The 23,595-nt window shown below is 49.1% G+C and carries 20 protein-coding genes and 1 tRNA gene; 15 read left to right on the plus strand and 6 right to left on the minus strand.

From position 1 onward, the window contains the following. The first annotated feature begins 33 nt into the window (after positions 1-33). The 3 genes from ACQ4MZ_RS27005 to ACQ4MZ_RS27015 all read left to right on the plus strand — a co-directional run bounded on the left by ACQ4MZ_RS27005 (position 34) and on the right by ACQ4MZ_RS27015 (position 6,993). A complete protein-coding gene (locus ACQ4MZ_RS27005) occupies positions 34-4,716 on the plus strand; it encodes a hypothetical protein (RefSeq protein WP_430850459.1) in 4,683 nt (1,560 codons plus the stop codon). Positions 4,717-4,870: 154 nt separating this feature from the next. Further along, positions 4,871-5,521, plus strand: a complete 651-nt coding sequence (plsY, locus tag ACQ4MZ_RS27010) for a glycerol-3-phosphate 1-O-acyltransferase PlsY (RefSeq protein WP_430850461.1) — start codon at positions 4,871-4,873, stop codon at positions 5,519-5,521. A 65-nt stretch (positions 5,522-5,586) separates the two neighbouring features. Further along, positions 5,587-6,993: a dipeptidase gene (locus ACQ4MZ_RS27015; protein WP_430850463.1), complete on the plus strand. Its 1,407-nt coding sequence runs from the start codon at positions 5,587-5,589 to the stop codon at positions 6,991-6,993. A gap of 148 nt (positions 6,994-7,141) precedes the next feature. Here ACQ4MZ_RS27015 and ACQ4MZ_RS27020 read toward each other — a convergent pair whose 3' ends face one another. Further along, on the minus strand, positions 7,142-8,368 hold the full coding sequence (locus tag ACQ4MZ_RS27020) for a tetratricopeptide repeat protein (protein WP_430850465.1): 1,227 nt from the start codon (positions 8,366-8,368) through the stop codon (positions 7,142-7,144). A 170-nt stretch (positions 8,369-8,538) separates the two neighbouring features. Between ACQ4MZ_RS27020 and hpt the strand changes: the two genes are divergently transcribed. From hpt to ACQ4MZ_RS27050, 6 genes are all read left to right on the plus strand, one after another. Beyond that, a complete protein-coding gene (gene hpt, locus ACQ4MZ_RS27025) occupies positions 8,539-9,066 on the plus strand; it encodes a hypoxanthine phosphoribosyltransferase (RefSeq protein ID WP_430850467.1) in 528 nt (175 codons plus the stop codon). Between the two features lie 39 nt (positions 9,067-9,105). Next, positions 9,106-10,506, plus strand: coding sequence for an MBL fold metallo-hydrolase RNA specificity domain-containing protein (locus ACQ4MZ_RS27030; protein ID WP_430850469.1), 1,401 nt, complete (start codon positions 9,106-9,108; stop codon positions 10,504-10,506). An 84-nt stretch (positions 10,507-10,590) separates the two neighbouring features. Further along, positions 10,591-10,674: transfer RNA gene (locus tag ACQ4MZ_RS27035), tRNA-Leu, on the plus strand. 82 nt (positions 10,675-10,756) lie between these two features. Further along, positions 10,757-10,987 carry a hypothetical protein gene (locus tag ACQ4MZ_RS27040; protein WP_430850471.1) on the plus strand — a complete coding sequence of 77 codons (231 nt, stop codon included), beginning with the start codon at positions 10,757-10,759 and terminating at the stop codon, positions 10,985-10,987. Beyond that, the gene (locus ACQ4MZ_RS27045) at positions 10,987-11,910 is read left to right on the plus strand and encodes a hypothetical protein (protein ID WP_430850473.1); all 924 of its coding nucleotides are present in this window, start codon (positions 10,987-10,989) and stop codon (positions 11,908-11,910) included. The genes ACQ4MZ_RS27040 and ACQ4MZ_RS27045 overlap by 1 nt, the downstream gene beginning before the upstream one ends. A 128-nt stretch (positions 11,911-12,038) precedes the next feature. Next, a complete protein-coding gene (locus ACQ4MZ_RS27050; RefSeq protein ID WP_430850475.1) occupies positions 12,039-12,416 on the plus strand; it encodes a pentapeptide repeat-containing protein in 378 nt (125 codons plus the stop codon). 31 nt (positions 12,417-12,447) lie between these two features. Here the strand turns inward: ACQ4MZ_RS27050 and ACQ4MZ_RS27055 are convergent, their stop codons facing one another. Continuing rightward, complete coding sequence (locus ACQ4MZ_RS27055) at positions 12,448-15,621, minus strand: T9SS type A sorting domain-containing protein (protein ID WP_430850476.1); 3,174 nt, start codon at positions 15,619-15,621, stop codon at positions 12,448-12,450. A 160-nt stretch (positions 15,622-15,781) separates the two neighbouring features. Next, the gene (locus ACQ4MZ_RS27060; protein WP_430850478.1) at positions 15,782-16,363 is read right to left on the minus strand and encodes a hypothetical protein; all 582 of its coding nucleotides are present in this window, start codon (positions 16,361-16,363) and stop codon (positions 15,782-15,784) included. Between the two features lie 146 nt (positions 16,364-16,509). Between ACQ4MZ_RS27060 and ACQ4MZ_RS27065 the strand changes: the two genes are divergently transcribed. The 4 genes from ACQ4MZ_RS27065 (at position 16,510) to ACQ4MZ_RS27080 (ending at position 19,729) form a co-directional block, all read left to right on the plus strand. Beyond that, a complete protein-coding gene (locus ACQ4MZ_RS27065; protein WP_430850480.1) occupies positions 16,510-17,115 on the plus strand; it encodes a Crp/Fnr family transcriptional regulator in 606 nt (201 codons plus the stop codon). 66 nt (positions 17,116-17,181) lie between these two features. Further along, a complete protein-coding gene (locus tag ACQ4MZ_RS27070; protein WP_430850482.1) occupies positions 17,182-17,850 on the plus strand; it encodes an FAD-binding oxidoreductase in 669 nt (222 codons plus the stop codon). Between the two features lie 233 nt (positions 17,851-18,083). Continuing rightward, positions 18,084-18,452 carry a BlaI/MecI/CopY family transcriptional regulator gene (locus ACQ4MZ_RS27075; protein ID WP_430850484.1) on the plus strand — a complete coding sequence of 123 codons (369 nt, stop codon included), beginning with the start codon at positions 18,084-18,086 and terminating at the stop codon, positions 18,450-18,452. A 5-nt stretch (positions 18,453-18,457) separates the two neighbouring features. Beyond that, complete coding sequence (locus ACQ4MZ_RS27080) at positions 18,458-19,729, plus strand: M56 family metallopeptidase (RefSeq protein WP_430850486.1); 1,272 nt, start codon at positions 18,458-18,460, stop codon at positions 19,727-19,729. A 127-nt stretch (positions 19,730-19,856) separates the two neighbouring features. Here ACQ4MZ_RS27080 and ACQ4MZ_RS27085 read toward each other — a convergent pair whose 3' ends face one another. Beyond that, the gene (locus ACQ4MZ_RS27085; protein ID WP_430850488.1) at positions 19,857-20,402 is read right to left on the minus strand and encodes a CopD family protein; all 546 of its coding nucleotides are present in this window, start codon (positions 20,400-20,402) and stop codon (positions 19,857-19,859) included. Between the two features lie 145 nt (positions 20,403-20,547). Here ACQ4MZ_RS27085 and msrA point away from each other — a divergent pair, with 145 nt between their 5' ends. After that, entirely contained in the window at positions 20,548-21,234 is a 687-nt protein-coding gene (msrA, locus tag ACQ4MZ_RS27090; protein ID WP_430850490.1) for a peptide-methionine (S)-S-oxide reductase MsrA, read from the plus strand. Between the two features lie 141 nt (positions 21,235-21,375). Then, positions 21,376-21,906, plus strand: a complete 531-nt coding sequence (locus ACQ4MZ_RS27095; protein ID WP_430850492.1) for a hypothetical protein — start codon at positions 21,376-21,378, stop codon at positions 21,904-21,906. 66 nt (positions 21,907-21,972) lie between these two features. On the opposite strand, the gene ACQ4MZ_RS27100 is transcribed toward ACQ4MZ_RS27095, so the two are convergent. After that, positions 21,973-22,773 carry a hypothetical protein gene (locus tag ACQ4MZ_RS27100; protein WP_430850494.1) on the minus strand — a complete coding sequence of 267 codons (801 nt, stop codon included), beginning with the start codon at positions 22,771-22,773 and terminating at the stop codon, positions 21,973-21,975. Positions 22,774-22,830: 57 nt separating this feature from the next. Then, positions 22,831-23,565: a hypothetical protein gene (locus ACQ4MZ_RS27105; RefSeq protein ID WP_430850496.1), complete on the minus strand. Its 735-nt coding sequence runs from the start codon at positions 23,563-23,565 to the stop codon at positions 22,831-22,833. Positions 23,566-23,595: the final 30 nt, after the last annotated feature.

Genomic DNA, 23,595 nt, shown 5'->3' on the forward strand with positions numbered 1-23,595 from the left:
TAGCTAATTGCTGAAAGCTAACAGCTACAAACCATGAAGATATTTCGTTTCGCTATACTGCTTTACCTGCTGACTTTTATCGGAAAAAACGCGACTGCACAAGGGATTAAACTATCGGATGATCCCGCGCAGTTTATGCCGCAGCTCCGTAAGATTATGGACGGCAGCCGGAACCCGCAATTCATCCGCTCGACGGCCCAGCTCGATAGCGTCTGGATGTCGGGGATCAATGCGCAGCAGCAGGCGAAATTCATCGGGATTGTCAAAACACAGGTAGCAAAAGGACAAAAAGGAGGACCTTTGCTGGCATTGCTCATTCGAAATACCCAGGCGCTGGCCAAAAAATCGCCGGATAAGCTCGATGGCTTCCTGGATGTAGCGGCCAACGCCGGCGAAAAATACGACGCAAAGACTTTCCAAAAAGTACTCCAAACCAGCCTTCCGATTACCGAAAGCAACAAATTATACACCAGCAACTATAATACGCTCTATCTGCTGGGCGGGAATTTCAAATACAGGTTCGACACCAAAGCCGACACGACCGTAGCCAAAGAAACCCAGGCCGCCAACGACGGCTGGGATACGCCCGTTGATTCCAACTTCGTGATCACGCCTACGAAACCTGTCCCTTTGCCGGTTATAGCAGGGCCGCTGATGGATCTTGAAAACGCCACTTTTGCGATGGTCGCCGGCGGCGATTCGGTTGTTTTCGGACCTGCAAATGGAAGCGTTTCGCTGCGCGATGGGGTATTTGTCGGTAAAAACGGCAAGTTTACCTGGCAAACGGCGGGGGATTCGAGCATTTACGCAGACCTCGATGCCTTTTCTTTTAATATAAATCATCCTAAACTGATTGCCGAGAACAGTACCCTGCATTCGGACAATTACCTGGCGGCTCCGGTAAAGGGAACGGTGGAATATCGCGGCGTCAAGCGCATTAAAGGCCAGCCTGCACAGTATCCGCGCTTCGTTTCGAATGATATCGATGCCAAACTGAAAGAAGTCCGCAAGAATATCGATTACGAGGGCGGCTATTCGCTCATTGGCCTGGACCGGTACAGCTCCGCCTTGAACGACAAGTACTCGACCATTAAAGTCAAATACCAGGATAAACATGCATTCACGGCGCGCAGTAAGCGTTTTGCGCTCAGAGACTCCGTTTTCACGGCCAATTTTGCATTGTTTTCGATGCCGCTGGGTGCGGATTCGCTGACGCACCAGGGTGTCACATTTAAATACAATGACGATGAAGGACTCGTAAGCCTTGGCAGGATGGACAAAACCGACTATGGCCCACTTCCCTACCGCGATTCTTACCACAAAATGAACATCTGGTCGCAGGCCATGCGCTGGCGTTTCCCAACCGATAAGGTGGAATTTTTGCGTATTAATGGTAAAACAGAGGTACCGGTCCGTCTCGAATCCTTCGATTATTTCAAAAAGGAGCGTTTCAGAGAGATCAATAAGGAGTTTGGCTTCCAGCCGCTGATTATGGCTGCGAACTACGCGCAGACGACTAAAAAGACGTCTTTCCTTCCGGAGGAACTGGCCGCCAAATTCAAGCAGAACCCGACGATCATCCGCAATGCATTGCAGAGGCTCGCGCTCGACGACTATTTCATCTACAATAAAGCAACCGATGAATACGCCTTGAGCAAAAAGGGCGTGATGTATGTCCTGGCGAACCTGGACAAAGCCGATTATGACAATTTCCAGGTAAGCGGCCAGTTTGCAGCCAACGACGAGGTTGCCAACGCGACCATTTACCTGCCCGATACCATGCTCACAGTCCTGGGTGTTTCGAGGTTCATCGTCAGCGATTCGCTGAAAATATATGCCGTCCCTTCCGACAAAAAGGTGATCATCGGTAAAAACCGCAATTTCACGCTCAATGGGCAAATGGTTGCATCCAACTACCAGTTCCGCGGCCAGAATATCAAGTTCGATTACAACCAGTTTTTTGTGAATGTAGCGCCATCGGATTCGATCACCTTTACGCCGCGCGACAAGTTTGCCAAAGGGCAGAAAGGCGAAGTCGGTGGGCATGTGAAGTATGAAAAAGGTGGTACGTTCTACCTCAGCGACCCGAAAAACAAGTCGGGGATCCAGAAAGGCATTAAAAAATCACCCAGGCTCGTCGTCCCCGACGGTATGATCGTGTACTTCGACCAGCCGGAACGAGGGACCGTGCTTTATCCGCGGGAAGTCTTTTTCAAGATTCCCAAGATCGATATGGACGGCCTCGACCAGCGTGACGTCATTTTCGAAGGTACATTTAATTCCAACGGCATTATCCCGCCTATTCAGACCATTTTGAAAAGCATGCCCGATAACTCGCTCGGTTTTGACTACAAACCGCCGGTTACTGACATGAAACTGTACGATGGCAAGGCACTGGCGAAGTTTACGGATACATTGACAATGGACAATACCGGCTTGCATTCGAAAGCGATATTGAAATACTTGTCGGCCTCGATGAATGCCAAAAATGTATTGCTTACCTCCGATTCACTCATGGCGACCGGCGATGTTGCGAGCATTAAGGAGGCCACCATCGGTAAAGGCTACTTCCCCGCTGTGGCTTTGAAAGATTATGCCTTGAAATGGTACCCCAATGCGGATAGTATGTTTATCAGTACCACGGGCAAATCTTTCGCATTCCACCAGGGGACTACCAACCTGGAAGGTAGTTTGCTGCTCCGCTCGACGGGTTTATATGGAAATGGTAAGCTGAAACGAGCCGATTCCGAGCTCACTTCGCCGGATATCAAATTCAATAAAGATGGATTTCTGGCTAATAAATCCGCATTTGCGATCAATAGCGCGGATATGAAGTCCACCAAAAAGCTGCTGACCGGTAACAATGTCAATATCGATTTCAACTTCAAAACCGGTATTGCCAACTTCGTGACCGACGAGTCGGGTTTCGGCAATGATTCTTCCGGTATGCAAATCCCGACCGCTTCCTATCAGACACTCATCGGAAGCGCCAAGTGGGACATGACCAAGAAGACGATCCTCATGAAAGGTTTGGGCGAAACCTCCTCTTACACCTCCACCGATCCCGATCAGGAGGGCCTGACTTTTAATGGCTCGGAGGCAATTTATGACATTGAAAAAGTGACTCTGAACATCAGAGGCGTACCTTTCATTCAAACTGCCGACGTGAAAATCATTCCGGACCGCGGCATGGTGGCCGTGGACAGCAAAGGCAAAATCGTACCGTTGAAAAAGGCCCGCATTGAGATTGATACGCTGAATGTCTCGCACCACCTGCGCGACGCCGACATCCGTATCGACTCTCGCAACCACTTCGAAGGCTCGGCCACTTATCAGTACATTACGGCAAGAAAGGACACATTTAATATCAAAATGCAGAATTTCGAGCTCGTGGAAGTAGGTGCCGGCGAGGAAGGCAAGCGTAAGCCAAAAGATAAGGCAGCTACCCCAGGTGTTAAATACTACACCACGGCACGGGCTGATATTAAAGAAGCCGAAAACTTATTCCTTTCGCCCCGTATTCAGTATAAGGGCGCAATTAACCTCGTCGCTTACGAACCGTCGCTGAAACTGGATGGCTTTGTGAAGCCCGTGATCAAGTATCGGAAAGATTTCCAGAGTTCATGGATCGTGTACCAGGATTCTCCGGGCGAATCAGTTTCTATTAAAATCAATAAAGACCTCAAAAATGAGCACGAGATCCCGCTTTCGGTCGGGCTGCATTATAATGAAGCGAAGGGTATGTACATGAGCTTCCTGTCGCCCAAGGATTCGGACGGGGACGAGGATATCTACCAGGCGCAAGGTAACCTGAGCTATGATGAGGATAAAAAAGCATTCCGTGTAAACCCGCCGCCGGGTGCCGATGGACTCATCGACGAGGGTAATGCGCTGAGCTTCGACGATAAAACCGGCCTCGCTACATTCGCAGGGCCATTCAAGCTCATGCAAGCCAACTGGCTGCAAACCGTAGGTAGTGCCGAAGTGCAGGTGGATAGCTCGAAATTCCGTTTCAACACGATGTTGCTTTTCAATGTCCCTGCATTGACACCGATTGCCCCAACGCTTGCTGCCAAAATCGTGGAAACGAATCTGGCAGAGTCCAATAGCACGGCCGCAGACGACGATCCCGACCAGCTGAACCGCAAACTGTCCGCACTGATCGGCCCGAAAGGCGTCGACGCTTATATGAAACTCACAGCCGGTGGCTACAAACCGATTTTCGAAGCTTCGCCGTTGCTCGATATGCCTATGGTGCTTTCGAATGTGAACTTGCACTGGTCGCCTGTGCATAATGCGTACTACTCGCAGGGGCCTATCGGCGTATCGCATTTCGGCCGCAACAATATCAATGCGCAAATGACCGGCGTGCTGGAACTCCGCCGCGGCGTGGAAGGTGACGAGTTTAGTCTTTATCTCGAAGCTTCTCCGGACGTATGGTATTATTTTGACCTGAAAGCAGGCGAGCTAGGTGTCGTTTCATCGATGCTCGATTTCAATGACGAGATCGTCGCAAAATCTAAGGCAGTGAAATCCAAGGACATGACCCTCGTAAGCATTGGAACTGAAGAGAAGGATATGTTTGTTAACCGATTCGACGATTTCTACCAGCCGGCGATGAAGAAAGCGAAGCTCGTGAAAACTGCGAAGAAGAAACCGGCAGCCTCCCAAACCGAAGAAAAGAAGAAAAAAGCCGAACCGACAGAAGGATTCTGATGTAATTAGCGGCATTTACAATAGTTTCTGCTAATTTTTGAAAAATTGTGCCCTGAAAGGTAGTTTTACGCGTCATTCGCTTGTAAAATCCTCCAACTATCGTATTTTTGAGAAAAACTTTTTGTAATTTAAATTTATCTTTGAATAGTACAAAATGAGTGTTGCCTTATTAATAGTTGCGATTGTTGCTGCTTATTTGCTGGGTTCCATCCCAAGTTCAGTCTGGTATGGCATTGGGTATTTTGGAATAGATGTCAGGAAACACGGCAGCGGTAACGCGGGTGCCACCAACACGTTCCGGGTATTAGGCAAACGTGCGGGGACAGTTGTAATGCTCATCGACGTACTGAAAGGCTGGACGGCCACTTGTCTCGCTTCCATGCTTTTCTATATGAACGAAATCGGCGAAACCGAGCTCCTGATGTACAAGATCATCTTCGGGATCATCGCGATTATCGGCCATATCTTCCCAATTTTCGTGAATTTCAAAGGCGGTAAGGGCATTGCCACGCTCCTCGGAATGGTACTGGCCATTCACCCCGAGCTGGCCTCCGTTTGTATTACCATATTTATTCTGACACTAATAGCATCTCAGTACGTATCGCTGAGCTCGATCCTCGCGACACTGGCGTTTCCGGTACTTTCCTGGACCGGCGTTTTCGGACATCCTGAGCCTTTGCTGGTCGTTTTTGGATTTACCATGTTCGTTCTGGTTGTCTTTACGCACCAGAAAAACATCGGCCGGCTGCTGAAAGGCAACGAGAATCGCGTGAACATTTTCGCGAAATCGAAGGCGCGTAGCTGACATTCTTAATCTAACCCTTGTTAATCCCAACCCCTGAGGCACACCTTAGGGGTTATTTTTTTAACTTGACCGCCGATTCAGTAAAGACTAAAAACAACCATTCAATGCAAGAATATATTGAAAAGAACCGCGACCGGTTTCTCAACGAACTACTCGATTTGCTCCGCATTCCATCCGTAAGCGCCGATTCGAAGTTCAAGCCCGACATGCTCAAAGCCGCGGAATACGTGCGCGACCGCATTGCCGAAGCTGGCGCCGACCGCGCTGAAATTTACGAAACCGAAGGACATCCAGTGGTTTACGGCGAAAAAATCATCGATCCTGCATTGCCAACTGTACTCGTTTACGGCCATTACGACGTACAGCCGGCCGACCCCTACGAACTCTGGAACTCGCCTCCGTTCGAGCCGGTGATTAAGAACGACCGCATTTACGCGCGCGGTGCCTGCGACGACAAGGGCCAGTTTTATATGCATATCAAGGCGATGGAAATCATGCTCGCTACGGGTACGCTTGCGTGTAATGTGAAGGTGATGATTGAAGGGGAAGAGGAAATTGGATCGTCGAATCTTGGAACATTTGTCCGAAAACATAAGGAAATGCTGCAATGCGATACGATCCTTATTTCCGACACCAGTATCATCGCCAACGACGTTCCATCGATCGAAACCGGTCTACGGGGACTGACATACGTCGAGGTAGAAGTAACAGGTGCTAATCGTGATCTGCATTCAGGTGTGTACGGCGGTGGCGTAGCAAATCCGATCAACGTCCTTTGCGAAATGATCGCCTCGCTGAAAGACGAGCATGGGCACATTACCATTCCGGGCTTTTATGACAAAGTTCAGGAACTGAGCGCGTCAGAGCGCGCGGCGCTGAACGCGGCGCCATTTGATTTGGAAGAATACAAAAAAGACCTCGGGATCGACGACGTTGCCGGCGAAAGAGGTTATACAACCATCGAAAGAACCTCGGTACGCCCTACTTTGGACGTAAACGGCATCTGGGGTGGCTATATCGGTGAGGGCGCGAAAACCGTGCTGCCATCAAAAGCGCACGCCAAGATCTCCATGCGCCTCGTGCCTCACCAGAACGATGACGAGATCTGCGAAATCTTTACAAAGCATTTTGAATCCATCGCACCTGCTTCTGTAAAAGTGAAAGTGGTACCGCACCACGGCGGCCTGCCCTACGTAACACCGACCGACTCGGTTGAATACCGCGCGGCCGAACTGGCCATGGAAGAGTCATTTGGCAAGAAGCCCATCCCTACCCGCGGCGGCGGCAGCATTCCTATTGTCGCGCTCTTTGAGCGGGAATTGGGATGTAAGAGCATTCTGATGGGCTTCGGGCTGGATATCGACGCATTGCATTCGCCGAATGAGAGCTATGGATTGTTCAATTATTACAAGGGCATTGAAACGATACCCCTGTTTTTCAAACACTATGCAAAATTGAAACGGTCGGAATAATTTTCGCAAATATGCCGCATTTTCATTTTCTACAATTCTTACGGTGCTCTGCACCTTAACGTCAAGGTGCAGAGCACCGTAAGAATTGTAGAAATGCCGAATCAAAGCCTACGCAAGGTGCAGCGCACCGTAATATTTGTCGTTAATATTACCGCCGTCTCCGCTGTTCGCGCTTCATCTTCTTCAAATTCGCAATTGCCGCCTTTGCTTCCTTGTCCTGGCTGGACTTTTTATCGGCGCGATCATCGGCCAGCTTATAGTAGCGCAGGGCTTCGTCGTAATCCTTTTTATACTCGGCGATTTTACCTAAACCTAACAGCGAGGAAACATAGTATCCTGCGTTCAGGGAGTTGGTTTGGGTAGAATAATCAATCGCCTTTTTGTAATACTCGCTGGCCGCGTCATAATTACGGTGGTAATTCATATTGTAATAGGCCAGTACATAAGCAGCGTTCCGGCCGCTTACACCCTCATAACCTGGCATTCCCTGGTTGATTTTTGCAATAATATTCTGCGCAGCCTGCTCCGCCTCCGCCATTTTGCCCGTAACAAATGCCGTCCGGCAGAAATACCGCTCGAAATAGGGATTGTTTGGGAACGTCTGCCACATGTATTTGGCCATCTCGTATGCCTTACTGTACTCGTTTTCCATGCTGTAAATCTGCAAAAGGAAATAGCGGGCCTCGACGCGGGTGTAAAATGCATTGTTCCCCACTTTCTCCAACTGCTGCTCACCCAGCTTCTTGTTGCCTTTCGGGAAGAGTGCCAGGATTGGTTTCAGGATCGGGTATTCCTTAGGCACCCATTCGGCATAGTAGTTATAAAGGCCGTCGCCGAACAGCAATTCCGGCGAGAGGTCACCATTACCCTTGCATTGTTCGAAATATTTCAATGATTTTTTCCCCGCAAACGCTGCTTTAGCCCAACTTTCGCGCTCTGCATAGAGCCTACCTTTGAATGCGTAGGCCGCTGCGAGGAAGAATGCAGGTTCAATTTTATTTTCCTGATCGTCGTACAACTCTTCTGCGAGCGTAATGGTTGAATCCATCTGCGCGAGAAAGGTCTTGTCGTACGCTTCGTTTTCTGTGTTTGGTACAATTTTCCACCACTCGGCCAGACCCATCAAAAAATGGGGCATAGGGTGTTTGGGATACCGGTATTTGAGCCACCGGAACTCCGCATCCGCTTCGTAGAACTGGTAATTGTACAATTTATTGATCGCCTCGGTCGACTCGATCTGTACCCCGGGATTCTGGAGAACCATCGCATACTTCTTGTCCAGCTCGGCCGAAGAATATAGTTGCGCGGTCGCAATGTGGCTTGTAATGACAGTTAAGCAGCAGAATATGATTATGTTAACAACTGATCTTCTCATAGCAGGGGTAAATCTGTCCTATTAACGCCGGATTTATATTTTGCGTTTGTCAGCAGCCCGGTTTTTAAAAAAAGAGTTAATATTGATCCTCAGAGTATTTAACACACTCCGGCGCCCGGATTCCAACGGAGTTTTGTCGTCCGTTGGAACTTGATTCGCACTTCAAAATTATGATTAACATTCTGGATAAAACATTTGTCCCCTTTATTTCGCGCGAAACGCTCGAAAAACGCATTGCCGAGTTAGCCGCCGGTATTAATTCCGATTATGCGGATTCCTGCCCCGTATTCATCATCGTCCTGAATGGCGCATTTCTGTTCGCGAGCGAGCTGGTCAAGAATATTTCACTGGCTTGCGAGATCAACTTCATACGACTTTCTTCCTATTCCCAAACATCTTCAACGGGGTCAGTACGGGAGATCATCGGGATGGACGCCAGCATTGCGGGTCGGGACGTGATTATCATTGAAGACATTGTCGACACAGGCCTTACCATGTCGCAACTGATCACAAAAGTGAAGGCAATGTCGCCCAAATCCGTTGAAATTGCTACTTTGCTGCACAAGCCGGAAGCATTGAAAACGCCCGTGGATATGCGCTATGTCGGCTTTGAAATCGAAAATAAATTTGTGGTTGGCTACGGCCTCGACTACGACGGCATCGGGCGTAATCTCGACGCGATCTACGTTCTTGCCTGATCCCTCTTTTTTCAACAACGTTCTAAATTCCCAACCTTTATGCTTATCCAATTCTTTGGCGCCGCACGCACCGTAACCGGAAGCAAGCACCTCATTACCACCGAAAAAGGAACAAAAATATTGCTCGACTGCGGCCTTTTCCAGGGCATCCAGACCGACGAGTTCAACCAGGAGTTCGGTTTCAAACCCGCCGACGTCGATTACGTGATCCTTTCACACGCGCATATCGACCACTCGGGCCTGCTCCCGCGCCTCGTGCGCAAGGGCTACAAGGGGCCTATTTACTGTACTGCCGCTACCGCCGACCTTTGCCGCATTATGCTGCTCGACAGTGCCCATATCCAGGAAAAAGACCTTGAACGCATCAATAAGCGCCGTAAAAAGCAGGGCCGCCCCCTACTCGAAGAACTATACAACGCCGAAGATGCCGCACACGCATTATCGCTTTTCAAAACTGTACGGTACGGACAGACTTTCTTTTTAGGAGAAAACAACGAAGTATCGGTAATCCTGACCGACGCCGCGCATTTGCTGGGCAGCGCCGCAGTACATTTGAGCATTCCTGATGGAGGGACATTCAAACAAGTAACGTTTACCGGCGACATTGGCCGCCCCGAGGACCGCATTCTTCGGAAGCCCGAAGAGTTTCCGCAGGCTGACTATATCATCTGCGAATCGACTTACGGCGACCGGCTGCACGAAAAGGAGATCGATATGCACGCCCATTTGCTTCGTATCGTACAGGAGACCTGCATTCGCCGCCGCGGCAAGCTCATTATCCCGGCATTTGCCGTCGACCGCACGCAGGAACTTATTTATGCCCTCGATCAGCTTTCGAGCGCCGGACAACTTCCACAAATCCCGGTGTATATCGACAGCCCGCTAGCGATCCGCGCCACGGCCATTATGAAGGAACACGACGAGTGCTTCAACCCCGAAATTCTCGATTATATTGAAAAAGATGGCGACGCATTTGCATTTCCATATCTCAACTACATATCCGACGTAGAGGATTCCATCGCGTTGAACGATCGGCACGAGCCTTGCATCATCATTTCCGCCTCGGGAATGGCCGAAGCCGGGCGCATTAAGCATCACATCAAAAACAACATTGGCGATCCAAACTCGACTATTTTACTCGTGGGCTACGCATCTGCCAACACGCTCGCGGGCGCGTTGAAGCGTGGCGACAAGCAGGTGAACATTTTCGGCGAGCGCTTCGACGTTAAATGCCGCGTCGAAACGATGGATTCTTTCTCCGGACACGGGGATTACAACGAAATGATCGAATTTCTCTCATGCCAAAAGCCCGAACGTGTAAAGGAAGTGTTCCTCGTCCACGGCGAGTACGAGACGCAAATTGCATTCAAATTGAGGCTGGAAAAGGCCGGATACCGTAAAATCCACATTCCGGCATTGTACGAAGGCGTAAAAATTTAAATTTTTCAGATTTTTTCACATTCTGAAACCCGAAACGCTTGTAAAGTCCAAAACAAGATTGCTATCTTTGCCCACCGATTTCAAGCCGAAGTGGTGAAACTGGTAGACACGCACGTTTCAGGGGCGTGTGGGGGTTGCCCCATGCGGGTTCGAGTCCCGCCTTCGGCACAAAACGCTGTTTCTGTTATCAGGAACGGCGTTTTTGCTTTTCGGGACAAATAGCGGGACAAAAAAGTCACACACATATGGCATGGAAAAGGACAGCAAAGCCGAAGGCTATAAGCTAGCCTTACTTCGCGATCGAGGCGGAGACCTCACCAAAGAATGGTACATTGAATTCTACGTGTACAGTGAGGAAGAGAACGACCTGGTAAGAAAAAGGGTCAAGATTCCTCTGAAATACAGCTCCGATGAGAGTAGGCGGAAGTTTGCCGCCAAGAAGATCGATCAGATCAACGACTTTAACAAGTATTTCAAATAATGCACATCAACCCAAACTACCTTACAAAACTCAAACGCATTCTTATTCCATTTATCATTGTCGCCTGGGCTACTTTACTGCTTCTTGTGTTTCTGAGGTGGTGGCTGTTCCTGGGCAAATTCCCGATTATGGAGCTGGATGAGGACATCTGGCAATTTTGGATACCGGTTATTGCCCCGTGGATTCCCATTTTGATCTGGCTGAAACCACGATTCGACAGACTCGAATATAAAGCGGGAAAAGATAAAGGGAGCTGGCAAATGCAATGCGTTGCCTGGGTTTCGATGGCGGCCATGCTCATTCCTTCACAGTTTCTGCTCACAACTGCTACCGGTGAGTTGTTGGAGGTCAAAAATGTGAAAGAAATCCATAAACATGACCGGGTTAGATATTACCGGGTGAAGGAGTTCGCAGTGCATAAATTTATTGGGGGCGTACATTATTCATTTAGAGCACTTGGGCGGTTCAAGCAGGATCTGCATATGGATATTTATTTTGTAAATCCGATCCTGACGCATAAAAAACAGGCCCTAACCATGACGCCGCGCTGTTGGTATGGTGTTGCTTTTCATAAGCAAATCAGCAATTTGCTTAGTCAGAGAGAGAAAGAACAGCGTTTCAGGACGTTTTTCAATGAATGCACAACCAAAATGCATCAATATGACTTTTACACAGTCGACCATTTCGAAAATAAGCCGGCATCGTATGATCGGTCGAACTTTCGTATAGCTGTTCAAAATGCATTACGGAAGCCCGTCAATAACGATTTCATCATTCTTGAACCGAAAAAAGAGCCGGCTGAAATGCGAAACGGCCACAAACTGGCCTGGACGCTTGGCGGGTTTGTATTTGGAATAACGCTTTTCATGCTGGTGTTGATCAGGCCTCGTCTACCAAGTGATCCGCAGGAAACGTTGTCCTGATTGCACATCAAATCCGTCGCTAATAACCCTTTCGGCGCTGTTGTCGCTTAACTATTTTTACATTGGCAACCGTGCCTTCCCCCGGTGCAGACTTAGTGATCCGCTTTCATCTTAAAAAGAAATACCCCATGGAAACCATCAAACAAATCACGCTTGATAGTGAATGCGCGGTCATCACTGCAAACCGCGTAATGCTGTCCGGTTCGGCGCTCAATGACGTGAATATGAGTAATATATCGATCACAGATGCTAATCTGAGCGATCTCAAAATTGAGGGCGCGCAGTTGGGCGGGGCGGTGTTTCGGAACATTGGCATGTGCCCATCGGACCATCCGATGTACGACCCGAATGCGGAACAACGGCCGTTACTTTTTGAGGATTGTGACCTGCATAAAAGCAAATTTGTGCATTGCGACCTGCGTGGGGTCGAGCTTTCCGGGTGTAATATCGAAGGTCTGCGGATCGATGGAGTGCTGGTTTCGCAGTTTTTGGCCCGCCGGAGTTGATTAGAATGTGGCTCCGGCAGGGTTTCAGCGCTTAGCGGGCGCGAACTAATTTGAATTGCCGCTTTTCTCCGCCCATTTGCAATTGAATGGTGTAAATGCCTTCTGCCAGCCTCGATTGCTTTAAATCAAATTCCACCTCACCCTTTTTGACAGTGAATGCAGTCCTAAGCACCACTTTGCCCGAGGCATCGACAAGCGCCAATGTACCGGTTTTGCCGTCATAGCCGGGCAGCGAGATTTTGAAACGATCTGCAACCGGGTTGGGATATACGTAAGCGACGTTGCTGCCGTCCAGCTCAACGCTCACAATCTTGCTGTACGCGTAGCTATCGTCCCGGTCGAGCATTTTTAAGCGGTAATAAAGTTCCCCGCCGGCATTGGTGCGCGGTTGGGCGTCTGTCATGGCGTAATTTTCAGTGCCTTCTTCAAAATTGATTTTTCCAATGTGTTCAAACTGCTTCGCGTCGGAGGCACGCTCGACTTCGAAATGGCTGAAATTGACGGCATCAGCGATTTCCCAATCGAGTTTGACGGTTTTTCCTTCCGGTTTTGCATTGAATGAAACCAGGCGGACTGGCAAAGGAACCAGGCTCGTCTGAATAACAAAGCCGCTGAAACCCTCGGTATCAAAAGTCACTTCCCAGCGTTTGAACGTATCGTTCCAGACAATGTCATTGTCATCTGGGTCGATGATCGCAGACGCAATGGATGGATAGCTGCCCGGCAGGCCGCTGCCATCGTTGCTCGTACCGGAATATTTGCCGATGCGGAGGTTAGCTTTTCCCATGGCATCTCCTGCATCCGCGGGCAGATCGAGCGTGCTGCCGGGTGCGGCATTGAAGGCAATAAATTCGCCTTGGGAGAAGTATAATGTGACACGCCCGGTTGCATTAGCGGCATTCAGTGCAGGGGTAATCTCATAATGCCTGGCCACAAATGGGTCGTAGTGGAAAGAGGGAACACCGTTTTCGAGCCAGGCTTTGACATTTACGTTTCCGGTAACAGGGTTGGCTCCCTGCGAACTCACAGTGGCGATAATCCGGCAGCCTGCTCCTCCCATGAAGGATGTTGTTTGTGCCACGTTGATGTCGGCAGAGGCTGCGTCCTGCGACCTTGCCAAAAGTGGGCCGCCCGTGCGATAAACGAGCCTCACGACGTTTTCTGCCGAATTTACTGTAACAAGGTACCCATGTGTGGGATTGTATACGCCATTACCTGCCCCGATATAGCTGTTGCAGTCATTTACCTCCCCGGTTGTACCTGTCGCGCCGTTCCCCCAGGTAATGGCCCCCACATTGTTCCAGGTAGTTTTCACGAAATAGTCACCCCCAGGCAACGTCTCGACCATTCCATATTGTCCCAGCTTACCACCATCCTTTGTTCCAACCAGAGAATTAGCGCTATTGACTTCTCCCGTGATCACGCTTGTTCCGCTGGCCCAGGTCACGGCGCCTGCGTCCATTGTATTTCCATTGTCCCAAATATCACTCAAAATCAAATAATTCCCATTGGCGAGCGGTCTGACTGTCCGTCCGATCAGATCTACCGCATGGCTGCCAAACAACGAGTTGGTTGCGCTCAATGTATCTACAAACTCCTTCGACCCGTCGGCCCAAGTGACGGCCCCGGCACGATCTATTCCGTTAATTTCCGTAAATGAACTTTGGATGACGTAGTTGCCGTTGGCAAGGGGCGTTACCTTGACATTTCCAACCTGCTCTGATTCCTTTGTTCCGACAAATGAATTCATGTCCGTCACATCTCCGATCCGGCCAGTGAAACCGTCGCACCAAGTCACCGCACCCACATATCGCTTACCGTTGTTGCTCCAAAACGGACTCGCCACCACATAATGGCCATTGCTAAGCGGAAAAACGCCCCGCAAACCGATATTGTCGAGCGAGTCTCTTCCTATCAGCGAATTAGACGCCGAAATCCGGCCTGTAATACCAGTGGTTCCATCAGCCCAGGTAATCGCTCCCGCACCGTATATGATGCTGTCGCGCGTCCATATGGGGCTGTTAACCACATAATTGCCGTTAGACAATGCAATAGCGCCCCCAGTGTCGCCGCGCCGGGATCCGTAAAGTGAATTCGTTTCTGTGATTACTCCTGTGATGCCGGTTACACCATTTCCCCAAGTAACAGCCCCAAAAGCACCGGTCGCGGCATTCGACCACGAAGGGCTGCTGACGACGTAATTACCATTCAAAAGTGCGGTAGCGCCGCTGCCGACGCGATGCTCTGCCTCGGTACCTACCAATGAATTGGCCGCACTGACAACACCCGTGAGGCCGGTTGAACCATTACAAAAAGTGGCAGCACCCGCGTTTTGAATATTTCCGTTATCCCATTCAGGACTTCTCACTATATAATTTCCATTGGTAAGTCCTGTCAACCCATAACCGTCGCCAATACGGTCCCCGCTATGGGAGCCAGTCAATGCATTGGCTGCGCTTACCACGCCGGAGACGCCCGTTGATCCGTTACCCCAGATCACCGCGCCAACGTCCTGATGGGTAGGACTGTCCCAGCCTGGACACGGAACGACGTAGTTACTGTTCGATAAAACCAATATGTCCAGATATCCCAGCGCATCCCCTTGGTTCGCACCAACCAGCGAATTGGCTGTGCTCACGTTTCCGGTCAGTCCTGTATTACCATTACACCAGGTAACGGCACCAACCGCCAGCTTTCCCGGCGCCTTCAATGAATAGCTCTTTACGAGGTAGTTGCCATTCGGCAAAACGGTAATCCCATTGGTGCCTACCACATCCGAGGCTACATTACCGATCAGTGAATTGGCCGGATTCACCACACCATTTAGCCCTGTAACACCATTGACCCACGTCACGGCACCTACATCAGTAATGGCCCCATTGTCCCAATAACTACTCACAACCACGAAGTTCCCATTGGGCAATGCGAACAGCCGATCACCGACCTGATCATTGGCGTTAGACCCTTTCAAAGCGCTGATCAGTTTCTTTGTTTGACCGTTGAAAAGATAAACAATCCCGATGTTCGCTTTTCCTCCCTCATCATATTCCCTATTTGAAATGACAAAATTCCCATTACTAAGTACGATGATGGACGCCGAAGTCATCGTACCGGGGCCGGACGGCCATGGAATGTCCATCGTTTGAGAAAATGAAACTTGGCCGGTCAGGATGAGTAGCGCGAAGAATGGTAGAATAATTTTCATAGCGTCACATATCAATCGTAAAACACAAATGTAAGTATTTGTAACTGACAAATACATTTACGAAGATAGAGTAAATCCCAATCTAATGTACCCCCTGGAAAACGATCGGCATAATTGATAATTTACCGGTAACGCTCAGCTTCATTTTTATAGACCACTCTCAGAACCGCACGCTCAACCCGCCATTAAAAACTCCTTTATATCCATAACCCAATTCCATAAACATGCCCACCTTATTGCCAATTCGCAATCCAACGGGAGTAGCCTGAAATGTGTAGCCAAAATCAGTCTCAGTCTGTACTTCGTAAAAGGTTTTGCGTTTGACAAAAAAACCGACACCCGCCGTACCGTAAAATTGAAATGCGCGCTGTTTAGCCCAATATATAGTTGCCTCGCCGGCAGTGGTTAGCGAACGTCGTTTCCAGCGGTCGTTGATAGCAAAATCGGGTATCCACCGGTCCGGCGAAGGATTGTATATCGAAGCTCCGCCTACTGCCAGCCTTTCTGAAAGATTGTACTTATAGGTCAGCGACCACGCGGCGCCCGGTATCGTTACGTCTTCGGGATCGTTGATCAACGCACTGAGTAAAAGTATAATAGCATCCGCAAAAGCGTTTTCGGAAGCCATCATCCCACCTCCGATATTTAGTTCGCTTTTACCCTTATCCTGCGCCTCCGCACGCATGATTGTGCACCCGATGAGGCTGGATAAAACGAAGATTTTAAGTAATGTGAAGCTCATTGTGAGTCGTTTTTTGTCCTCATCAAATTAACTTCCCTGCTATTATTTTATATCTTGTCAAAAGACATCATTTTCAATTGTCGCACGACAAGATTTTACATTGTCGTTCGACAAGTTTCCCACCCCTTATCAATTCAATTATACAAATGCAACTCTCCGAAGAATTAAAGCCATTGCACCATTTGCTGGAAGCTTCCAAATTCATGGTTTCGGAGGAAATCAGGGAGAAATTTCAGCAGAACCTGAAAAGATTCATGATCCCGAAAGGGCGCGTGTTGGTCGATTTGGGACAGGTGAGTCCGTCGTTGTATTTTATTGAAAAAGGGGTTATGCGTACGTATTACCTGCGCGGGTCCGAGGATATTACTTCGCTGCTGGTTTCGGAAGGCGATATTGTTTGCATTGCGGAAAGTTTCCTGTTGCAAAAGCTTTCGAATGAGGTGCTGGAAACGCTGGAAGACACGACGGTTTATGCGATCTCCTACGATTCGTACCGGAAACTGGTCGAAGAAGATTCGCATATGGGAAAGCTGGCTGTCCGGCTTTTGGAACAACATCTTATCAATTTTACAGATAAGGTAAAGGTCTTTAAATACTTGTCCGTAGAAGAGCGCATTGCACATTACATTGCCCAACCGTCGTCGCTGTTCCGCCGCATTCCCGATCACTATATCGCCACTTACCTCGGCACTACGCCGGCCACATTCAGCCGCTGCCTGAAAACCGTGCAATTCGACAAAACCCGCCCTTGACAGCGCCGCTGCGAGTGTGTATTTTGCATAAAGTTTGCATTCACAACGTCCCCCAAACCTACCGCCATGGCCGATTATTCCGTCAAACTACTCGCCAAAAAGCCTGTTACCCATAATGTAAATGCCTATACGGTCGAGAAACCGGCGGGTTTCACCTACATACCGGGCCAGGCAACGGATCTCTCGATTCAGAAAGAGCCATGGACGGCGGAAAAGCGGCCGTTCACTTTTACATCGCTGCCCACTGCGGATACGCTCGAATTCACGATCAAATCCTACACCGACCATGATGGCGTAACCAATGCATTGACAAAGGTCCAGCCCGGTGACCATTTCGAAATCAGCGACGCCTGGGGCGCCATCGAATACAAAGGCGAAGGCGTATTTCTCGCAGGCGGAGCCGGTATCACGCCATTTTTAGCCATTTTCAGGGATTTGTATTCCAAAGGACAGATCGGGGCAAACCGGCTTTTCTTCTCCAACCGCACCACGGCCGACATTATCCTCAAAGAGGAACTCGAACAGATTCTGGGTAACCATTTTTTTAACCTTATCTCGGATGAAAATGCGCAAGGCTACTACCACGGCCGCATCGACAAGGCTTTCCTGCAAAAACACATCACCCATTTCGATCAGCCTTTTTACGTCTGCGGGCCCGATGCATTCACGGAATCCATCCTGAAAGCATTGGAAGAGCTGGGTGCGAAAGCTGAGACATTGGTATTTGAGAAGTAGAATGCTATTTCAGAAATGCATGGAGCATGATTCATATATAACCAAACTCTTCAAGCTCCGAATACACGTTTTTTAGCCGAATACTCCGTCCTACCGGCACGATCAGGTAAGTTTCGTCCGCGAGCCCCGGCACTTCCTCATAGAAATAGCATGAAATCAGGCCAGCAGCAGCTCCTCTTAATTTTTAACGAAATATAAGTTTGATAACTAAATTTTAGTTATACCTTTGGACCATGGAACCGATCTCTCATTCAGAAGAAAACATCATGCGCATTCTCTGGGACCTTGGCGAAGGCGTTGTGCATGACATTATTGAAAAATTACCCGAGCCCAAGCCACCTTATACTACCGTTTCGTCGATTGTACGGTTGCTGGAAAAAAAGGGGTTTATCGATCATAAAGCTTATGGGAAAACTTATGTGTACTTCCCCGCCATTACCCGCAAGCAGTATGCCCGGCGGTCGTTTTCCGATTTGATGAAGCATTATTTCCAGGGTTCCCCAAAGAATATCGTATCGTTTATGATGGAGGAAAATAACCTGAAACCGGACGAAATCGATGATTTGAAGCAATTGATAGACTCCTATTATCCCAAATCCTGATCATTATGGCCGGTACTTATCTGTTGGAAGTAAACCTCTGCCTCGCAGTTGCGATCCTGCTTTACAGGATCGCATTCCAGAAGCTTACCTTCTTTACAGCCAACCGGTTTTATCTTCTTTTCGCGATGCTATTCAGCATCGTTACGCCCACGTTGAAACTACCGCTTTTGCCTGAACAGTGGCAAGCATCTCCGGGCGTAGCCTCGCGTTTCATGCCCGAATATGCATTGCCCGAAGTCATTGCGGAACATGCTTCGCAATGGCACCTGCCAGACTTTTCATACCTCCTTTGGATAATTTATGGCAGCATTGCCACCTGGCATTTGTACAAATTATTGGCCGACATTCTTTCAGTCGCCTGGCTAATCAGGAAATATCCTTCCCGAAAACTGGGTAGGGTACGTTTGATGTTTGTCGGGAATGAAATGCCCGTCTCTTCTTTTTTTAATTACATTTTTATCAACCAAAACCTGCGCAATAGCGAGTCACTACGCACATGTATTGCGCACGAACTCGTGCATTGCAGGCACTTACACACGGGCGACTGGCTACTCATTCGCTTCCTCAGCGCTTGCTGCTGGTTCAATCCGCTGATGCGTTTCTGGCGCCAGGCGATCACCGCCAATCATGAGTTTACAGCCGATGCGCAGGCCGCAAGCCAGGCCGGGAGATTTCGCTACACGCATTTACTCGTACGGTTAGCCTCTTCTACGCAAATCTCAACCCTGCATTACTTTTCATATTATGGTCAAATCAAATCACGGATCATCATGTTACATCAAACTCCATCCAGGACCATCAGCCGGCTGCGCTTCCTGGCGACATTACCAGCGGCAGCATTAATGCTCTTCCTTTTCTCTTGCGAAAGGCCGGCAAGCGAAGCAAACAGCATTTCAGAATATCTTCACAAGGACCTGATCGGCTTGTGGGAAAATATGAACCGCATTACGATCAACGACAACGACGGCAAAACGCCCCGCGATTTCCCGGAACGCTCCGGCGATGTGAAAGTGTGCTTGTCCAAACTAGAACTTCGGGCCGACGGCTGTTTCGAAATGCAGGACGCTAGGAATAGCCACAAACTTACCGGCAGGTGGCAAAGCAACAGCGCAGGTAACGAAGTGCAGCTTTTCTGCAACAATGAGCAATCAGGAACGTCGGTCATTTCCTTGCAGCTCGAAGGCGACGGCAATGGTGCAATGGAAGCGTGGCAGCACTACCCCGCCGACGAAAAGCTTTCGGCCGGTCGCGTATTTTATGAGTACAGGAAATTGTAAAATTTTTTACTCCTTATAACTAAATTTTAGTTATAAAACGAAACATCAGTAATTCCGGTTGAGGTTCATGAAGTAAAAAGCCCTTCGGATGTGTTGTCCGAAGGGCCTTCTCCACTCACATTAACTGCTAAGCTCCCGCCCTTTTCTCTCTCATTCGCTTCACAATCCGTACCGCGGTCATGATCACGATCGCAAAGGCAATCAAGCCAAGCACGCCCCACAGCCAGTCGACCGTATTTTTTAACACCACCAAAAACACGATGGAGAACAGGAATATCGTCGCTATCTCATTGAAAAGCCGCAATTGGAACGAACTGTACCGAAACTTGCCGGCACGGAGTTCCAGTAATATTTTACGGGTAATGGAATGGTAGGCCAACAGACCGAGTACAAACAGCAATTTCAGCTTCATCCAGCCCTGATCGAGCCACGCGGGCGTGATATAGAGCATCGCCGTGCCGCATAGCAATGCCAGCCAGCAGGCGGGCGTCATGATTGCATTGAACAGCAATTTCTCCATTTTGGTAAATTGCGCAAGGAGGATTTCCCGCTCGGGACTGGGCTTGTCGTTGGCTTCGGTGTGGTACACAAACAGCCTTGGCATATAGAAAAGCCCTGCAAACCAGCTCACTACGAATATGATGTGGAGCGCTTTGAAATGAAGATAGGTCATAAACTACCGTAGATTTGGTGCCAACGGGATCTGACTGTTCCCTGATCTTTTGGCCTTCAAATTTCGTAAATATTATAGGATTACGGTTATAAAACTTTATTGACCCCGCAATCGTTACCGAAACAGTGATAACCCGTATTTGAAGATGAGAACCACCATCCCGATTTTCACGTTTATATTTTTGTGCTGCGCGGCCCTCGTGTCGTGCGCGCAATCGGACAAAAAACACAAGAGCAAAATGGACAAAGAAACAGCCTCAACCGCACTCGACGAAAGCAACGTTGATACCGCCAACACACAAGTCGCAACATTTGGTACGGGATGTTTCTGGTGCACCGAGGCCGTGATGGAATCACTCGAAGGTGTCAAAAAAGTGGTTTCGGGCTACTCGGGCGGGCATGATCCCAATCCCAACTACAAAGCCGTATGCACGGGTACAACCGGTCACGCGGAATGCGTGGAAGTGACCTACGATCCCAAGGTGATCAGCTACGCCGACCTGTTGGAAGCGTTCTTCCGGAGCCACGACCCTACCACGCTGAACCGCCAGGGAAATGATGTCGGTACGCAATACCGTTCAGTCATTTTTTACCATACCGACGAGCAGAAGCAGCTTGCGGAAACGGCTAAGGCTGAACTGGACAAATCAGGCGCTTATGCAAACCCGATTGTAACCGAAATCACCAAATTTCAGAAGTTTTACCCGGCGGAAGATTACCATCAGAATTATTTCGCCAACAATCCCGAGCAGGGCTACTGCGCCTTCGTGATTGCACCAAAACTGGACAAATTCAAAAAGGTCTTTAAGGATAAGCTCAGGAAGCACATCTGATTTTGGATTAAATAAAGAAGCCGGAACCACTCATCAAGTAACCATCTCCGGTTAATAACTATAAATGGCACAAGTTTTGAAGCATTGAAATAAAGGCTTTAATTTGTGCCATTATTCTTTAACAATAACTAATCTATTACGATGAAAAAGACTCTATTCATGCTGGTAGTTGCCGCTCTTTTCAGCGCAGCTTCCGAGAAGGCGTTCGCCCAATTTGAGAAAGGAGATAAATTATTGAATGCCGGTATCAACCTCGGTGGTACGTACGGCGGCGGTGGCGTCGGTGTAGGTGCTTCGTTCGAAGGTGGTATCCACGACTTCATCAGCGTTGGTGGCCAGGCTGACTTTACAACCTGGAACTATGGCTGGGTTGGGTACAAGTGGAGATATAACTTCTTCACAATTGCAGCCCGTGGTTCATATCACTATGGCAAGCACTTCCTGAAACTGGACAACCTTGATTTGTACGCAGGCCCTTCTTTGGGATATCGCGTTTCATCTTACAGCGATCCTGATGGTTACTCCGGCTTTTATGACAACGACTACGGCAGTGGCGTTTTCTTCGGTGTTTTCGCAGGAGCCCGTTACTACTTCAAGCCTAACATGGGTGTTTTTGCAGAAGTTGGTTACAATGCATCTCCTTTGAAAGCAGGTATCGCCTTCAAATTCTAAGAAATTCAAATCATAAAAAAGCGGGCTCCGAGGTATTCGAAGCCCGCTTTTTTTGTTTTCAGTATTTCAGAAATTCAATGCTAATGTCAGGCTTCCCGCTCGTTGCCTTGGGCTGAACGACGGCCTGATGCTGATCGTCAAAGGCTCTCCCCGACGGATCAGCTCCCGGCGAATCCGGCTGGCCTTGGCGCCATTCTTGCCGCCCTTCACAAATCCGACAGTACCGAATGTGATCGCGCCCGCAAAGCCTCCGAGCATCATATACGCGCCCTTACGCGCACGCAACTCATCCTGGTAGCTCTTATAATTGCCGTTGTCGTCCATCGCGCTGACCACAATGCCTGTACCAATCGCCGCCACAATCACGCCCGCCGAAGTGCCTGCAATACCCATGATCATCCCCGCTTTCGAGCGCGTCTTATAATAGGTATACATGCTTCGCAAATGCTCGGGCGAGGAATTTCTGACATCCTCTGCGAACTGAACCGACGGCTTTACCGGCCCATTAACAGGCTTGCGCGCCGCCGGACGTGTTTCCTGCGGCTTTGCGACCGTGGCTGGTTTTCCGGGAGAATAGTAATTCTGCACTTCCAGCGTGGCTTCAAACGTTTCTTCTTCACCGTTCCCATAGAGGATCGAAGCGATTTCGGACTTTTTAACGGAAAAAAGCGGCCCTTCCGGGTCGCTTATCTTCTTGTATTTTACAACCTGATCATCCACTTCCTGGATGTACACTTCCAGTTTGGACTCGTCGCGCAGCCTGATCACATCCGCCTTGCGGGGCGTTTGTGCGTTTGCCTGAACGACAAATAGCAGCATTAACATGGATAGGAGCTGATTTTTCAGCTTGGGTAAAATTACTTTCATGTGGGAAGGACTTTTTGTAACTGATTTCACCCTATGAAAGTAATCAATTTACCGCAATCAGAACGTCAGCCTGAGCCCGAGTTGTGCCGATTTATTGAACGGATCGACGCGCGGCGTAATACTGAAAGTGGTCAATGGCTGGTTTCTCCGTTGCAGTTCGTTCTTGATCTTCTCAGCCTTCTTGCTATGAATTTTGTAATTCTTAAAGCCAATCAACCCGAAAACAACACCTACCGCAGGGCCCGCGATCGCAAGCGAGGTCCCAATCGTCTTATTATCCGGGCTATCACCGGTGCTGGCGACGATAATGCCGGATACCAGCGTTGCCACGGCCACCGAGGTAAATACAATGGCGCCTTGCTTGCCATCCATGGCACGGTTGTGGTGGTACTCATATTTATCCCGCAGCTGATCTGAATTAGCCATCACCACGCTTTTCTCAAACGGATCGGTGGGCAGATTGTTCATATCCGCATACTGACCGACGCTATCGGGCGGGATACGGCCTGGGGGAATGGAGTCTTTGACATTGATCGTCTTGCCGTTTTTCAGCAGCACCCGGGCCACCTGATCCAGGTAAATGTAAGTGGCCGCGCTGTCGGCCTTGCCTAAGTCGCGGTAGTTGATCTTTTCATAACTCATCTGCGTGATGAGCGCCTGAATGCGCGAACTGTCGCGCTTGATGATCACATCGTTTTTCCGGCCGGTTTGTGCCAAAGCGGCTAAACTCACCCATGTAAACAGCAGGGTAAGTGGCAGGAAGGAGGTAAATCGTAACGTGTGTGCCCGCATAGTTTTAGGTTTTTTGAATGTAAAAAGATG

Source organism: Dyadobacter sp. BHUBP1, assembly GCF_050587785.1.
Taxonomy (GTDB): domain Bacteria; phylum Bacteroidota; class Bacteroidia; order Cytophagales; family Spirosomataceae; genus Dyadobacter.

Bases quoted from the DNA above. Each gene is read 5' to 3' on its own strand.
- ACQ4MZ_RS27045 (WP_430850473.1), top strand. From the start codon at position 10,987: ATGCACATCAACCCAAACTACCTTACAAAACTCAAACGCATTCTTATT.
- hpt (WP_430850467.1), top strand. From the start codon at position 8,539: ATGATTAACATTCTGGATAAAACATTTGTCCCCTTTATTTCGCGCGAA.
- ACQ4MZ_RS27105 (WP_430850496.1), bottom strand. From the start codon at position 23,565: ATGCGGGCACACACGTTACGATTTACCTCCTTCCTGCCACTTACCCTG.
- ACQ4MZ_RS27100 (WP_430850494.1), bottom strand. From the start codon at position 22,773: ATGAAAGTAATTTTACCCAAGCTGAAAAATCAGCTCCTATCCATGTTA.
- ACQ4MZ_RS27095 (WP_430850492.1), top strand. From the start codon at position 21,376: ATGAAAAAGACTCTATTCATGCTGGTAGTTGCCGCTCTTTTCAGCGCA.
- ACQ4MZ_RS27060 (WP_430850478.1), bottom strand. From the start codon at position 16,363: ATGAGCTTCACATTACTTAAAATCTTCGTTTTATCCAGCCTCATCGGG.
- ACQ4MZ_RS27030 (WP_430850469.1), top strand. From the start codon at position 9,106: ATGCTTATCCAATTCTTTGGCGCCGCACGCACCGTAACCGGAAGCAAG.
- ACQ4MZ_RS27070 (WP_430850482.1), top strand. From the start codon at position 17,182: ATGGCCGATTATTCCGTCAAACTACTCGCCAAAAAGCCTGTTACCCAT.
- ACQ4MZ_RS27040 (WP_430850471.1), top strand. From the start codon at position 10,757: ATGGAAAAGGACAGCAAAGCCGAAGGCTATAAGCTAGCCTTACTTCGC.
- ACQ4MZ_RS27005 (WP_430850459.1), top strand. From the start codon at position 34: ATGAAGATATTTCGTTTCGCTATACTGCTTTACCTGCTGACTTTTATC.
- ACQ4MZ_RS27055 (WP_430850476.1), bottom strand. From the start codon at position 15,621: ATGAAAATTATTCTACCATTCTTCGCGCTACTCATCCTGACCGGCCAA.
- plsY (WP_430850461.1), top strand. From the start codon at position 4,871: ATGAGTGTTGCCTTATTAATAGTTGCGATTGTTGCTGCTTATTTGCTG.
- msrA (WP_430850490.1), top strand. From the start codon at position 20,548: ATGAGAACCACCATCCCGATTTTCACGTTTATATTTTTGTGCTGCGCG.
- ACQ4MZ_RS27050 (WP_430850475.1), top strand. From the start codon at position 12,039: ATGGAAACCATCAAACAAATCACGCTTGATAGTGAATGCGCGGTCATC.
- ACQ4MZ_RS27020 (WP_430850465.1), bottom strand. From the start codon at position 8,368: ATGAGAAGATCAGTTGTTAACATAATCATATTCTGCTGCTTAACTGTC.
- ACQ4MZ_RS27075 (WP_430850484.1), top strand. From the start codon at position 18,084: ATGGAACCGATCTCTCATTCAGAAGAAAACATCATGCGCATTCTCTGG.
- ACQ4MZ_RS27080 (WP_430850486.1), top strand. From the start codon at position 18,458: ATGGCCGGTACTTATCTGTTGGAAGTAAACCTCTGCCTCGCAGTTGCG.
- ACQ4MZ_RS27085 (WP_430850488.1), bottom strand. From the start codon at position 20,402: ATGACCTATCTTCATTTCAAAGCGCTCCACATCATATTCGTAGTGAGC.
- ACQ4MZ_RS27065 (WP_430850480.1), top strand. From the start codon at position 16,510: ATGCAACTCTCCGAAGAATTAAAGCCATTGCACCATTTGCTGGAAGCT.